The sequence below is a fragment of the Roseburia sp. MSJ-14 genome (assembly GCF_018918225.1).
In the GTDB taxonomy this organism is placed as follows: Bacteria; Bacillota; Clostridia; order Lachnospirales; family Lachnospiraceae; genus Petralouisia.
The window spans coordinates 1-15,760 of the sequence record NZ_JAHLQD010000052.1 but is presented as its reverse complement, the minus strand read 5'-3'; the positions used below and the strand labels follow the sequence as shown (position 1 = coordinate 15,760).

Sequence of the window (15,760 nt, the reverse complement as noted above, 5' to 3'; positions counted from 1 at the left end):
AGTGGCAGGTAAGAATACAGTGCGTTTCCGGGGGCATGAGAGTTTTATTATCCGGGAAGGTTGGTTAAATAAAGGCTTGTGGGAAGTAAGTCAGAATCCAAAACTATTTTTTCATAATTACGGCGCAGACGATTTGGGAGTAGGACCCAATATGGCAAAGGCAATCCGTTATTGGATGCGTTGTAGCAAATTGCTGGATGAAACAAAGAAAACACAAATAGAATTAAGTTCTTTGGGAAAATTGCTGTTAGAGAAAGACGAATATTTTGAAAGCCTCATTTCCCTGTGGATTGTGCATTGTAACATTGCAACAAATACAGAACAGGCAACAGCCTGGGAAATCTTTTTTAACACCTTTGACTATGAAGAATTTACCAGAGAAGAGATGGAAAAAGAACTATTTACACTGGCAATGCGAAAGGCAGATGGAAAAAAGTTTGCAGAAAAATCTCTTCAGGATGACTGCGATGCAATTTTGCGTATGTATTGTAAAAAAGAGGTTGCAGTAACCAATCCGGAAGAAAAAAATGTAAGCCCCTTTGGGGCATTAGGTTTGTTGAAGTGCTCCAATGGAGTATACAGCAAAGTGCAGCCGGACTTGAATCGAATTCCACCGGAAATCGTATTATATCTCATGTGTGGCTGTGTGGGAATTGGAAATGGAATAAATATTGATGAATTGTTGCGGATGGAAAAAGGACCGGGAAAGGTTTTGAATCTGAAACGGACAGGACTGGTAGAACTTTTGGAAAAGCTAGAGGCAGCAGGAAAAATTACCATGAACCGTACTGCCGGATTGGATATGGTGTATTTGAAAGATACATTAGATAAAAAAAGTGTAATAGAAGATTGTTATAAGTAAGCGACAGAGGAACAAAAAATGCAGGTAAAAGAGTTAGTAAAAATAGATAATCGTTTTCAAAAGTCAGTGAATCTGCAATTAGATATTGGAGATATGAAAAAGGTAGAAAGCTACATTCCTACCAGATCATCACTGGTGATTTTAAAACGTTATCTGGAAAATTTACAAGTGAATAACGGCGAGAACGCCACCATTTTAATCGGACCTTATGGAAAGGGAAAGTCCCATCTGTTGCTGGTATTATTAGCATTGTTAGAAGGAAAGTCCAAAGGACTGGAACGAGTGGTAGAGCGAATTGTCAAAGTTGATGAGAATACCGGAATGCTAATAAAAGAAGTATGGAAGAAAAAGAAGCCATATTTGCCTGTACTGGTATCGGCAGGAAGAAGAGACTTAAATCAGACCTTTTTATTTGCACTGCAAGAAACGTTGAAACGAAAAAATCTGACGGAGCTTGTTCCCAAGAGTCATTACAGTGAAGCAGTAAAAATTATAGAAAAGTGGCAGAAGGAATATCCGGCTGTCTACGAGGAACTTAAGCAATTGGTGCAGGAAAAGAAGCAGACCGTAGCAGACATGAAGAGACAGTTGAAAAATATGGACGAGCAGGCATTGAAACTGTTTGAAACATATTATCCAAAGCTTACAGCCGGAAGTGTATTTGCGCCCATGGTACAGAGGGATGCATTGCAGGTTTATCAAGAGATTAATCAGCAACTATCAGAAAAATACGGATATGCCGGAATCATAATCGTATTTGATGAATTCAGCAAATATATGGAGGGGCATGAGAAAGAGAATTTTTCCGGTGATATGAAAACATTGCAGGATATGTGCGAGCTTGCCAATCATGCAGATAATCCAAGGATTTCCGTGATTTTAGTTGCCCACAAAAGTATCCATGAATACGAAAAAGGAATCGACAAGTCTGTAAAAAATGCATTTCGTGGAGTGGAAGGAAGATTAAAAGAAGTTCCTTTTGTAGTAACAGCCCAAAACAGTTATGAGTTGATTGCAGACAGTATACAAAAACGAGAACCGGCATTTACAGAAGCATTTAAAGCTCTAAAACGAGACAGCGTGGTACAGGAAATGATAGATATTTCCTATGGAATGCCCTGTTTTACTTACCTTTTTCCGAAGAAGGAAGAGTACGAAAAAGTAGTGGTAAAAGGCTGTTTTCCGTTGACACCTTTATGTGCCTATGCGTTGCTTCATATCAGTGAAAAAATTGCCCAGAATGAACGCTCTATTTTTACTTTTTTAACCAGTAAAGAGCAGGGAAGCCTTTCCAGAGTGATGGGAAAAGCGAAACAAATATTTGTAGGAATAGATGCAATTTATGACTATTTTAAGCCGTTATTTAAGGAGAGTAATGATCAACCACAGATACATAATGAATGGTTAAAGGCAGACTATGCATTACATAAAGTAACAGAACCCGCAGAAAAACAGATAATCAAGGCGATTTCCATGATTCAGATGCTTCGTCGGGAAGAAGAACTTCCGGTAACAGACGAGGCAATACAGGCAGCACTTGGCATGGAAGAGAATGTATATAAAAAGGCTATGCAGCAGTTGTGCAAGCAACAGATTGTGATATACCGTAGCAGCCGAGGCGTATATGCATTTAAAAATAATGTAGGAATAGATATCGAAAAAGAAATAAAAAAGGAAATCAAGAAACAGCCGGATTATTTTCCAATCTGTGAGTTTCTTAAGAAAGTGTCGGAGCTGGAATATGTGTTGCCAAAACAATATAACCAGCAACAGTGTATGACACGATATTTTCGTTATGAATATATGCTGCAGGAAACATTTTTAGAAATGCAGACCACAGACTATTTGTTTGAAGAACAGTTTTCAGACGGAAAGATATTAGCATTGGTTTGCCTGAAAGAAATACGGGAAAAAGAGATTATAGAAAAATGTAAGCAATTTGATAACAGAATCGTGGTAGTGATACCGGACGCAGAGTTTTCCCAACTGCCCAATTTAAGACGGCTTGCGGCAATTGAAGCCTTAAAGAATCAGCCTGATTTTATAGAAGAAAATGTGGTGTTACAGCAGGAACTTGAGTTGTATACCGAGGATGTTGCATTTGAAATTAATGCCGTATTAGAAGAGGATTTTGTGCCGGGAAACGGGATGTGTCAGGTGGTGTATGAAGGCGGAACGGTAGAACGCTTCAAGAGCAGTGTAAAGTTTAACCGCTGTCTGAGTGATATTTGTGACAATTATTATCGATTTTCACCTAAGGTAAATCATGAATTGTTGAATATTCAGCATGTGGCAGGACAATACTTGCGGGCAAGAAATAAAGTGGTTGCGGCTATTTTAGAAGAAAAGGCAGAGCAGTTTGCAGAAGGAACGGCTCCGGAATGCATGGTCTATCGGGCAGCCTTTGTACGAACAGGAATTATGGGAAAGCAAAATCCATTGGATAAGGGCTGTGACAGAGTTCTGGGAGAAATAGAAAACTTTTTTGCCAAATGCAGTGGAGAACGACGAAAATTCTCAGAGTTATACCGGTTGCTTCAAGGGGAAGAATTTGGTGTGCGAAAGGGAATCCTTCCATTATTTATTGCGCAACAGTTGACGATGATGGAAGGTACTCCGGTCATTTATGTGAAGAATAAAGAACTGGAAATTAACGAAGAAACGTTAAATCGTGTCAATGAATTCCCGGAAGAATATGAGCTGTATGTGGAAAAAGAGGGAGCAAAAAAAGACCGGTATTTGAAAGAATTAGAAAAGATTTGGCATATAGGGGATAACGTACATTTTAGAAAGTCTGCCCGCTGGTCTGGAATTTTAGCAGAAATGCAAAAGTGGTATCGGGCACTTCCGCAGTACACCATGACAACAAAGCATTTTCCAATGGAACAGTTGCAATACATAGTGCCACTTCGCAACTTATGGAAGCGGGTAGAGGTAAATCCCCGTGAGGCATTGTTTGAAAAAATCCCGGAAATTACAGGGAAAACCGATTTTGCAGAAGTGACAAAGGTATTGGCTACGGTAAAGCAGGAGTTGGACGGGGCATTGCCAAGGCTTCAAAAGCAGGTGGCAGACTATATTCGAGAAATATACGGTGTGCAGGAAGAAACCAGTCTGAAGGCAAGCCTGGTGGATTGGTATCAGCAGTGGGGAACAAAGGTAAAAAATCGTATTTTTCATACATCGGCTATGAACTTTTTAGGATATGTAGAGCAGTTATCCACCAACGATGAACAGGAGATTGTTTCCCAGATAGCGAAAAAAATATTGGATATTTATATAGAAGACTGGAAGGACGAAACACTGGAAGACTTTCAAAAGGAACTTCGGGAAATTAAGGAAAAAGTAGAAAAGGCAGGGCAAAGTTCCGGCGAAGAAGGCGAAAAAGTCATTATTCTAAGAGATGGAACAGGAAAAGAGATACAAAAGAGTTTTGACACAGAGGTAGAAGAGGACAGTACCAGCAATTACCTGAAAAATATGATTGATGAGGCATTGGAGGAATTCGGAAGTACCTTGGAAACCAACCAAAAAGTAGCAGTTTTAGTAAATGCATTGAAAGAATTATTGCAGTAAGAGGTTAATAGATGAAAGAGTTTATTTATTTTGATAATGCAGCAACTACATATCCAAAATCGGAACGTGTATACAGAGCAATAGAAGAAGCAAACAGGCATCTCGCAGTAAACGCTGGGAGAGGTTCCTATCGTCTGGCTAAAAAAGCCGCTAGTGTTATAGAAGAAACCAGAAAAAATATTTTGAAACTTGCAAAGGCAGAAGAAGTGGCAGAGGTTGTGTTTACACCCTCTGCTACTCTTGCATGTAATCAGGTTTTAGGGGGGCTTTTTTGGAAAAAAGAAAACACAGTATATGTGACACCCTATGAGCACAATGCAGTGATGCGGGTATTGCATTTATTGCAGCAACAGTATGGATTTCAGATAGAAGAACTTGCCATTGCACCGGAGACATTGCAATTAGATATGGAAAAAATAAAGTATCAGTTCGGCAAAAGACCGCCAAATGTGGTGGTTATGAGTCAGGTAAGTAATGTTACCGGATATATTGTTCCGTGGGAAGAAATAGCAAGAGAAGCCCAAAAGTATGAGCCGGTTGTTATAATGGATGGTTCCCAAGGCTTTGGACTAGTTCCGGTACAGTTAAAAAATACACCGGTAGACTTTTATATTTTTGCCGGACATAAAACTTTGTATGGACCCTTGGGAGTTGGTGGTTACATCAATAACCGGGGAAAGCACTTAAAACATCTACTGGCAGGCGGAACAGGAAGTGATTCCTTGAATTTAGAAATGTCAAAAGATACAGCAGGATATGAACCGGGAAGTCACAACATTGTTGCCATTGCAGGGCTGTTAGAGGCAACGAGGGAGATATTAGAAAAAGAAACATCTGTGAAAGAGGAGTTGTTGCAGCAGGGAGAATTAAACAAAGAGAAGTTGCAGCAAGAAAAAATGAAGAAAGACAAGCTGCAATTACAAGAATTGTGGCAGAAAAAGTTCCAACAGGATTTAAGGCGAGAACAGGAACTGCGCCAATACTTAGAAGAAAAACTTAGTAAAATACCGGGTGTTATCCTGTATTTGGGAAAATGTGAACAAGAAAAAGAAAGTATCGTAAAAGAACGTGCAGTCGAGGAAAGAACCGGAATCGTTCCTATGAATATAGAAGGTTATAAGGCAGCAGACGTGGGAATGGTTTTAGACGAAGATTACAACATTGCAGTTCGCACGGGATATCACTGTGCACCGTTGATACATAAATACTTAAAAGATGAGGACTATGCCGGCGTGGTTCGGATAAGCCTTGGAAAATTTAATACAAAAGAAGAAATTGATTATCTCGTAAAAGCAGTGGAAGAAATTGCGATGGGATGGTAAGGAGGAAGAAGGAATATGAAAGCAATAGAATCATCATTAAAGGGAATTATCGAAGGAGAGCCACATCGTTTGGAGGTGCCATTTTTTCAACGAAAATATGTATGGAAGGAAGAAAACTGGCAGGAATTATTGGAGGCTCTTAGTAACTTTAAAGAAGAAAAGGTATTTTGGGGTTCCATTATTATCAAGAAAATTTCTGAAATGAATTTAACAGATACATATAGTAGAGGATATATTATTGATGGACAGCAAAGACTTACAACAATAGCATTGTTGACAAAAGCAATTTATGATACATTGACTGATGACGAAAATGGGAAAAAAAGAGCTGAAAGAGTTATCGAGAATTATATATTTTTTCCTCCTGTTTCATCAGCATTATTTGAAAAAGGAGAATATGAACTTATTATAGAGCATTCCAGAGTAGATAAAGAAGAATTTGAAACAATAATGAAAGCGGGACTCTGTGGAGAAAAAACATTAGATATTGAGTATCGAGAAGATATGCCTGGTGGACAGATACAAAAATGTTATGCATATTTTAGAAAGAAGTTAATGGGAATATCTAATGAAGAATTATTACAAATGAATAATTCTTTGTATGGTGATGAAAAAGTATTTGTATATATTTTGCTAGATGAAAATGATATAAATGAGCAAGTTATTTTTGATTCTATAAATCGGGCAGGACAAAAATTATTTTCATCGGATATTATAAAAAACAATTTGTTCAAAAAAATGATGGATTTAAAAATGGAAGCAAATGAAGTAGAAAAATTATGTGATAAATATTGGGATGGGATTTTTTGGACAAATAATGAAGAAGAAAATATATGGGATCAACAAAGACAGTTTGGAAATATTAGAAAAAGTCATTTAGACTTTTTATTGTATTGTGTTGCATGCATTGAATGGACAGAGGTTGAGGTGAAAAAGATAAACGAACGTTTGGAACAAGTCTATATGGAACAGACAGCTAATTATTCAATGGATGAAATGAGAAAACTTGTAAAAAAAATAGCAGTATTGGCATTGATTTATAAAAAATATATTATGGATTTTGGAAAAGATATTGAAGAAGAGTGTTTTTCAAATGAAGATGTTGTCAAAAGATTATTACTAGTAATGGATAAGTTTAAAATCCAGATGTTCTATCCATATGTATTAAAATTATTGTATGACAAAGTAAATAAATGTGATGTTATGAAGCAGGAGATGGAATGTGATATAGACGATGTAGAATTAAAAGAAAAATGTTTTACCTTAGAGACTTATCTAATGCGTCGAAGGATATGTGGAGTGGGAACCTCTACATATTCTAAAGAATGCAGTCAGATTTTGAAAAGAGATGTAAAAACACTTATTGCAAGTATGTCGGATGAAGAGATTGAAGAGGAAGATAAGAAAATATTGCAGCAAATTAAGTGTTTGAAGCAAAGTGAAGTACCCAAAATGGTATTGTTTTGTATAGAGTTAACAAAATGGAATGAAAATGATGACATAGGACAACTTCAATATGGTTATCAGCTTGAGCATATTATGCCGCAGAAGTGGGAGGAACATTGGAGTTTAAAGGCAGAAGAAAATACGTTTGAAAATAAGGAAAAAAGAAAAAATGCAATTTATGAAATAGGAAATATGTTACTTTTATCACAAAAGTTAAATGGTCAAATACAAAATCGTGAATTTGTAGTTAAAGTAGAAGGAGAAGAAAAAATAGGAAAAGGGGGAAGAAAAAGTAAAAGAGAAGGATATCGTGCCAGAACACAGTTGAAATTGACAAAAGAAATTATTGATAAATATGATGCAGGGGACAAGGTGTGGGATGAAGAGCATATTCAAAAGAGAACTGAGAAAATAGGAAAAGATATTTTGAAACATTGGAATGCAAGACAGATTAAATATAGTTAAATAAGGGAAATAATATTAAGAGGCATTCGGGGATGGATGCTTCTTATATTTTAATATTGTTAGAGGAAAATTTGTTTGAAAGAAAATAGATATATGGTAAAATATGGTTAATACAAGAAAAAATAAAAAAGACCTGTTACCAAGTCTTTAAGGTTCTGCACAATGCAGCAAAAGGATTTGAATAAATTTTTATTTGAACTTGTAGTGTAATCTCATATGGTAGTAAATCATTTGAGATATTTATAATATACTCATTATTTAGATAACTGTCAAGAAGAAAATAATAAAAATATGGTGGAGGTATGAGATGGAAAATTATTATTTGGGACTAGATATTGGAACAGAATCAGTAGGTTGGGCAGTAACAGATAAGAATTATAAGATTGTTCGTAAAAAAGGAAAATCTTTATGGGGCATTAGATTGTTTGATACAGCACATACCGCAGAAGAGAGACGAACATTTCGTACAAATCGTAGACGATTGCAAAGACGTAGACAAAGAATTGTGTTATTGCAGGAGTTATTTGCAAAAGAGATAGACAAGGTTGATCCTAAATTTTTTCAAAGATTAAAGGATAGTGCATTTTGGGTAGAAGATAAAGAAGAACATCAAATATATTCTCTATTTAATGATAGTAGTTATACAGATAGTGATTATAATAAAGAGTTTAAAACAATTTATCACTTGAGAATGGCATTATTGGATGAAGAAAAAGAGTTTGATGTAAGGTTGTTGTATTTAGCACTGCATCATATGATGAAACATAGAGGGCATTTTTTGTTTGGTGGAAGTGTAGATAATGCCACTTCTTTTGAAAATACGTTTGCGGTTTTTGAGGAGTGTTTAGCAGAGGAATTAGGTATATCACTGGTGTGTGATTCAAAGAGTGAATTTGAAAAAATATTAAAGGATAAGCAAAGCAGTAAAACAAAAAAATGTGCCCAACTAGAAAAATTATGCCATATTGATAAAACAAACAAGCAATTAAAAGAAATAGTTAAAGTAATAGTGGGATTAAAAGGAAACTTAGATGTTATATTTCAGGAAGAATCATTAAAAGAAATTGAGCATAACAAAATATGTTTTTCAGACAGTAATTTTGAAGATGTTCGTTTGGTATTAGAAGATGAAATTCAAGAGAAAGTAGAAATCGTTGATATATTTAGAAGCCTTTATAATTGGGTAATATTAGCAGACATTTTAGAGGGTGGGGAGTATAACGGAAAGTCCTTTCTTTCAGTTGCAAAAGTAAAGAAGTATGAAAAGCATCAGAAAGATTTAAAAGTATTAAAAGAATTGATGAAGCTGTATTGCCAAGAGGAATACAATACTTTTTTTGCAACAAATCAAAAAAATAATTACTGTGCTTATGTAGGAATGTACAGAAAAAATGGTAAAAAATATAGTGTGGGAAGATGTTCACAAGAAGAGTTTTATAAAGCTGTTAAAAAATTGCTGGATAAAATGCCACAAGAAGAGGAAAAAGTACAGGATATTTATAAAGATATAGAATGTAAAGAATTTTTACCATTGCAGGTATGCAAAGATAATGGTGTAATTCCTTATCAGGTAAATAAAATGGAAATGGAATATATATTGAAAAATGCAGAAAGATATATGCCATTTTTAAAAGAAGTAGATACAAATTGCGGAAAGACAGTAAGTGAAAAAATTATTTCATTGTTTGAATTTAGAATTCCGTATTATGTAGGTCCGTTGAATACAGTGGCAGGAGAAAACTGTTGGATGATACGGAAAGAAGAGGGCGAAATAAGACCGTGGAATTTTGATGAGAAAGTTGATAGGGATGCTTCGGCAGAAAAGTTTATCAAACGAATGACGAATCAATGTACATATCTTCAAAACGAAACAGTATTACCTAAAAACTCCTTATTATATGCGGAATACATGGTACTAAATGAACTTAATAATGTAAGAATACATAATGAAAAACTGCCTGTTGAACTAAAAAATAAAATATTTGATGAGTTGTTTAAGAAGAATAAACGAGTGACAGGAAAAATGCTTTTAGATTGCTTAAATGCATATGGGTATGATTTGAAAAGAGAAGATTTGACAGGATTTGATGGCAATTTTAAATCTTCATTAAATGCGTATTGTACATTGAAAAAAATCTTTCAGGATGATATAGATAAATATTCGGTAAGGAAAATGGCGGAGGATATTATTCTGTGGATTACAATATATGGTGACGATCAAAAGATGCTAAGAAGAGTCATAAAGAACCAATATGGCAATAAATTAAGTGATATACAATTAAGAGATATATCACGAATTAAGTTTCAAGGTTGGGGAAGATTGTCAAAGCGTTTTTTGAGTGAGATAGAAGGAGCAGACTGTCAGACAGGAGAATGCATGACGATTATTCAGGGGTTAAGAAATACTCAAAATAACTTAATGCAGTTACTGAGTCAAGAGTATACATTTACTAGTGTTATAGAAGAGGAGAATGCAGGATTTCATTTGAACGGAAAAGTTAGCTATGAAGAATTAGTGAAAGATGTTGTGGGTTCTCCGTCAGTTAAAAGAGCAGTATGGCAAACAGTACAAATTGTTGAAGAAATTAAAAAGGTAATGGGGGGAGAACCGCAAAAAATCTTTGTAGAGATGGCGCGCGGGGAAGAGGAAAAGAAGAGAACGGTTTCCCGTAAAGATAAGTTATTGGAAGCATACGCGGCAATAGATAAAGAAATGAAAATGGGGTGGAGTAAAGAATTAGAGGGAAAAGCGGAAAGTGATTTTAAGAGTATAAAACTATTTTTGTATTATACGCAAATGGGACAATGTATGTATTCGGGTGAAAAAATTGATTTATCACAGTTAAATGACGCTACCATATGGGATAGAGACCATATTTACCCGCAGTCTAAAACAAAGGATGATAGTTTAGATAATCTGGTTTTGGTAAAAAGAGATATTAATGCCAAAAAAAGTGATGGAATGATTTCGCCACAGATACAAAGTAAAATGCATAATACATGGAAGTATCTGAAAGAAAAGGGATTAATTTCTGAGAAAAAATATGAGCGATTGACACGAAAAACACCATTGACGGATGAAGAGCTTGCAGGATTCATTAATCGACAACTGGTAGAAACCAGACAATCTTCTAAAATAGTAGCAACACTGTTGAAGCGAATTTATGATACATCTGAGATTGTATATGTAAAGGCTGGCGCAGTCTCAGATTATAGAAAAGAGTATGTGGACGGTGTTAAGGTAAGAGAAGTAAATGATTACCATCATGCCAAGGATGCATATCTTAATATTGTGGTAGGAAATGTATTCCATACCAAGTTTACTAGTAATCCGTTGCGTTGGATAAGAGAAAATCCCAATGCAAAATATAGTCTAAATCAAATGTATAATTTTGACTTGAAAAATGGTGAGGAGAATGTTTGGATTAGAGGAAAAGACGGAACCAGAAAGATAGTTAATCAGACTCTTAGCAGAAATGATATTCTCTTTACGAGATATGCATATTGTAATAAAGGTGGATTATTTGATCAGAATATTGTAAAAGCACCAAAAGATAAGGAAAAGGCAAAAATATTAATACCAATTAAACAAGGAATGGAAGCATGGAAATATGGGGGATATAATTCAATAACTCCTTCGTATTTTATGTTGGTGGAATCAAAGGATAAAAAAGGAAATTTCATTAGAACAATAGAAACAGTGCCTTTGTATAAAATCAGGGAATTTAGAAAAAATGAAAAGTTATTGATTGAATATTGCAAAGAATTTTATGGATTGGTAGAACCGAGAATTGTAATACCATGTATTAAGAAGAATGCAAAGTTAGTCATTAATGGGTTTCCAATGCATTTAAAGGGAAGTACAGGGAAGCAGTTGATTTTACAAGGAGCGGTACAACTTTGTCTTGATGATATGCGGATGGCATATATGAAAAGGATAGAAAAGTATATCAATGAGAATGCGCAGAGAAAGGACAAAAGTAAGTTATTACAAGTAAATGACTATATGGGAATTACAAGAGAAGAAAATATTGAGCTTTATGATGTGTTCATAGGGAAATTTTCAAATAGCATTTATCAGTATCGTCCTGCAAATCCGAAAGAAAAACTAATAGAAAGAAAAGAGAAATTTGCGGAAATTACGATAGAAGAACAGTGCATTGTTTTAGCAGAAATATTACATTTGTTTCAGTGTAAACCTGTAACAGCAAATTTATCACTAATAGGGGCACCAGCAGCTATGGGAAAGGTACAAATAGGAAAAGAAATAAGTAAGTGTAAGAGTATAAAATTAATTTCGCAATCTCCAACAGGCATGTTTGAGCGGGTAATAGACCTGCAAAAAGTATGAGTTGGCGAATTGTAGTGATTTCTAATAGTGCGAAGTTGGACTATAAATTAGATTATATGGTAATAAGGCAGGCAGAGATAACAAAGATACATCTAAGCGAAATATCTGTTTTGATGGTGGAGTCTACAGCAGTATCTCTGACTGCCGCGTTATTAAATGAACTAATGAAGCGAAAAATAAAAGTTATTTTTTGTGATGAAAAGAGAAATCCGTCATCAGAATTAATTTCATATTATGGAAGTCACGATACAAGTGCGAAAGTAAGAAAACAAGTAGAATGGTCAAAAGAGACAAAAACAATGGTCTGGACAGAAATTGTAACTGAAAAAATAAGAAAGCAAAGAGATTTTTTGAAAAGTCTAGGAAAGGAGGAATATCAATTATTAGAGGAATATGTGCAGCAAATTGAGCCGGGAGACATTACAAATCGCGAAGGGCATGCTGCTAAAGTGTATTTTAATGCACTATTTGGAACGAAATTTACAAGAACAGAAGATAGTCCTATAAATGCTGCACTAAATTATGGATATGGCTTATTGTTATCAGCATGCAACAGAGAAATTGTGGCAAACGGATATATTACGCAATTAGGATTGTTCCATGATAATATGTTTAATCAATTTAATTTGGGGTCAGATTTGATGGAACCATTTAGAATTTTAGTAGATAAAAAAGTAAACGGTTTGCAACCGGATAAATTTGAACATGATGAAAAAATGCAAATGGTAAACATGTTAAATCAAGAGGTTGTAATCGATGGAAAACAAAATTATTTGAATAATGCAATAAAGATATATTGCAGAAGTGTTTTTGAAGCTATTAACCAACAGGATATTTCTTTGATAAGGTTTTATAGGGATGAGTTATAGATATATGAGAGTAATGGTATTTTTTGACTTACCAACAGTAACGTCAGCAAATAGAAGGGATTATGCACAATTTCGTAAGTATCTTGTGAAAAGTGGCTTTATTATGCTACAAGAGTCGGTATATTGTAAATTGGCATTGAATCAAACTGTTTCAGAGGCAATTGCTCAGGGCATACGAAAAAACAAGCCATTGGAAGGATTGGTTCAAATATTAACATTAACAGAAAAACAGTTTTCGAAAATGGAATTAATTACGGGAGAATATAATTCAAACGTGTTAGATAGTGATGAAAGGTTGATTATTTTATGAGATTTTTACATAAGGAATATCAGTTTATGTTTGAGTTGTCAGAAAATAGTAGAGCATTACTGGTGGTAGAACAACCAAAATTATTTCGAGAAATGGTTAAAGAGCTGGTGTGTGAAGAGGAAATAGAAGATGGAAAATTTATATTGTCAGAGGATAATCAACCTTTGAAGTTGAAGGAAAAGATGTGTTGTGTCATAAATCCATTTAACATATCTTTGAATGAGAAAAAGATATTAAATAAGTTGTATGAGTACTTGAAGAAGGAAATTGGAGTATCTGAGTTATTATTGGAAAATAATCAAGTATATGCAGAACTTGAACAGTATGCATTGAAAGTTATCCAAGTGGCAGATTGGGAACTTATATATTCTGAAAAAACGGAAATATCTAATCTGTTAAAGTTTTTAGATATAAGATTTTCTGAGAATCAGACAGAGTTAATAGAGAAAATAGTAGATTATATAAAGGGCGCAAATGAATTATTAGGAATAAAATGTTTTGTATTTGTTCATTTATTGGCATATTTAAATGGATATGAAGTAAAGAAATTATACGAGTTTGCAGAGTATCAAAAGGTAAATATACTGCTATTGGAGAGCGAGGAACCATCGAATGTTAAGGAATTTTCACCAGTAGTTATTATAGATAAGGATGGTTGTGAAATTGATATAGATATGAGATAATATACAATATCATGTGGAATTACAGTGTTGTAGTGGCATAAATACTCCATAATTTAGAATTTGAGGTTTGAGAGTAGTGTAATTTCATATGGTAGTAAAACCGTTCCTCCCAATAGAAAGTAGGTGAGCACGTTTGAGAGTAGTGTAATTTCATATGGTAGTAAAACTATAAATGATATTCCTCACGGACACAAGAAGTTTGAGAGTAGTGTAATTTCATATGGTAGTAAAACGAAACCGCTTTACGGTCTACCTATCTCTGTGTTTGAGAGTAGTGTAATTTCATATGGTAGTAAAACAAACTTTTGCATCTCTCCTTCAGACTGAATGTTTGAGAGTAGTGTAATTTCATATGGTAGTAAAACATGCATATGTTGATAGGATTTGGTATGACTGTTTGAGAGTAGTGTAATTTCATATGGTAGTAAAACATTGCTTGAACTCCGCTTTGTACGATAGACGTTTGAGAGTAGTGTAATTTCATATGGTAGTAAAACAAGTATTAGAAATAGGAAACTATTCATATTGTTTGAGAGTAGTGTAATTTCATATGGTAGTAAAACAACGGTTCTCTATAAAACAACTGAAGGCAGGTTTGAGAGTAGTGTAATTTCATATGGTAGTAAAACACTAAAAAATTAAGTGATTTTGTAGGTAAAGTTTGAGAGTAGTGTAATTTCATATGGTAGTAAAACATGCATATCCGCATAGCCATTATCCAAATAGTTTGAGAGTAGTGTAATTTCATATGGTAGTAAAACTGGTATTATCTTATCAACATTCTTTATTAGGTTTGAGAGTAGTGTAATTTCATATGGTAGTAAAACGATAAAGATACAGGAAAGGAGTATAGATAGGTTTGAGAGTAGTGTAATTTCATATGGTAGTAAAACTTATGATTATATTACAAATCAATTCAAGCAGTTTGAGAGTAGTGTAATTTCATATGGTAGTAAAACAATACAGAAAACGCTTAACTATACTACGGGGTTTGAGAGTAGTGTAATTTCATATGGTAGTAAAACATGATACCGTTGTTTTTGGGCGTTATTGGAGTTTGAGAGTAGTGTAATTTCATATGGTAGTAAAACTAGCACACTTAGCACACCTCTTACAAGTGGGTTTGAGAGTAGTGTAATTTCATATGGTAGTAAAACTCCAATTCTGCACAATTTTGGATAATGTTAGTTTGAGAGTAGTGTAATTTCATATGGTAGTAAAACAGCCTGAGAAATATCGTAGTTCAATGTCCGGTTTGAGAGTAGTGTAATTTCATATGGTAGTAAAACAAATAAAACATATGCCGTCTCGGAAGAACAGTTTGAGAGTAGTGTAATTTCATATGGTAGTAAAACGACCGTTCTTTATAAAACAACCGTGGTTATGTTTGAGAGTAGTGTAATTTCATATGGTAGTAAAACAGTGTAATTATCAGATAAAGAAATGGTTATGTTTGAGAGTAGTGTAATTTCATATGGTAGTAAAACCCACAATTATCATTAGACGCTTTTCCTAGTGTTTGAGAGTAGTGTAATTTCATATGGTAGTAAAACTATGTAGCATATTTATTAACACAGGATAAGGTTTGAGAGTAGTGTAATTTCATATGGTAGTAAAACTGTTATTGTAAATGCACAGGACTGCGACATGTTTGAGAGTAGTGTAATTTCATATGGTAGTAAAACTTAAATCCTTTGCGAATTGGTGCTAGAATATAAATAGTACAAGCCAAAATGAGAAATTCCAAATACACATAGGCATGTTACAATAGAAACATGCTGAAGGAGGATCTCATATGGCAAAGCAACATGACAAACAATTTAAACTTGATGCAATCCAGTACTATCAGGATCACAAAGATCTCGGAGTACGTGGA

8 protein-coding genes and 1 CRISPR repeat array are annotated in these 15,760 nt (G+C 34.4%); all 8 genes read left to right on the top strand.

Features of this window, described 5'->3' with window-relative positions; translation table 11 throughout:
* Position 1 precedes the first annotated feature (1 nt).
* The 8 genes from KQI83_RS15345 to csn2 all read left to right on the top strand — a co-directional run bounded on the left by KQI83_RS15345 (position 2) and on the right by csn2 (position 13,884).
* Positions 2-862, top strand: coding sequence for a DUF4007 family protein (locus KQI83_RS15345; protein WP_216559857.1), 861 nt, complete (start codon positions 2-4; stop codon positions 860-862).
* Between the two features lie 18 nt (positions 863-880).
* Positions 881-4,438: a hypothetical protein gene (locus KQI83_RS15340; protein ID WP_216559855.1), complete on the top strand. Its 3,558-nt coding sequence runs from the start codon at positions 881-883 to the stop codon at positions 4,436-4,438.
* Between the two features lie 11 nt (positions 4,439-4,449).
* Positions 4,450-5,760: an aminotransferase class V-fold PLP-dependent enzyme gene (locus tag KQI83_RS16900; RefSeq protein WP_253295669.1), complete on the top strand. Its 1,311-nt coding sequence runs from the start codon at positions 4,450-4,452 to the stop codon at positions 5,758-5,760.
* 15 nt (positions 5,761-5,775) lie between these two features.
* The gene (locus KQI83_RS15330; protein ID WP_216559853.1) at positions 5,776-7,671 is read left to right on the top strand and encodes a DUF262 domain-containing protein; all 1,896 of its coding nucleotides are present in this window, start codon (positions 5,776-5,778) and stop codon (positions 7,669-7,671) included.
* 307 nt (positions 7,672-7,978) lie between these two features.
* Positions 7,979-12,022, top strand: a complete 4,044-nt coding sequence (gene cas9 / locus KQI83_RS15325) for a type II CRISPR RNA-guided endonuclease Cas9 (protein WP_216559851.1) — start codon at positions 7,979-7,981, stop codon at positions 12,020-12,022.
* Complete coding sequence (cas1, locus tag KQI83_RS15320) at positions 12,019-12,891, top strand: type II CRISPR-associated endonuclease Cas1 (RefSeq protein WP_216559849.1); 873 nt, start codon at positions 12,019-12,021, stop codon at positions 12,889-12,891. Before cas9 ends, cas1 begins: the two co-directional genes overlap by 4 nt.
* A 4-nt stretch (positions 12,892-12,895) precedes the next feature.
* Positions 12,896-13,201: a CRISPR-associated endonuclease Cas2 gene (gene cas2, locus KQI83_RS15315; protein WP_216559845.1), complete on the top strand. Its 306-nt coding sequence runs from the start codon at positions 12,896-12,898 to the stop codon at positions 13,199-13,201.
* On the top strand, positions 13,198-13,884 hold the full coding sequence (csn2, locus tag KQI83_RS15310) for a type II-A CRISPR-associated protein Csn2 (RefSeq protein ID WP_216559842.1): 687 nt from the start codon (positions 13,198-13,200) through the stop codon (positions 13,882-13,884). Before cas2 ends, csn2 begins: the two co-directional genes overlap by 4 nt.
* Positions 13,885-13,949: 65 nt before the next feature.
* Positions 13,950-15,569: a CRISPR direct-repeat array (repeat unit 36 nt; unit sequence GTTTGAGAGTAGTGTAATTTCATATGGTAGTAAAAC).
* Positions 15,570-15,760 lie beyond the last annotated feature (191 nt).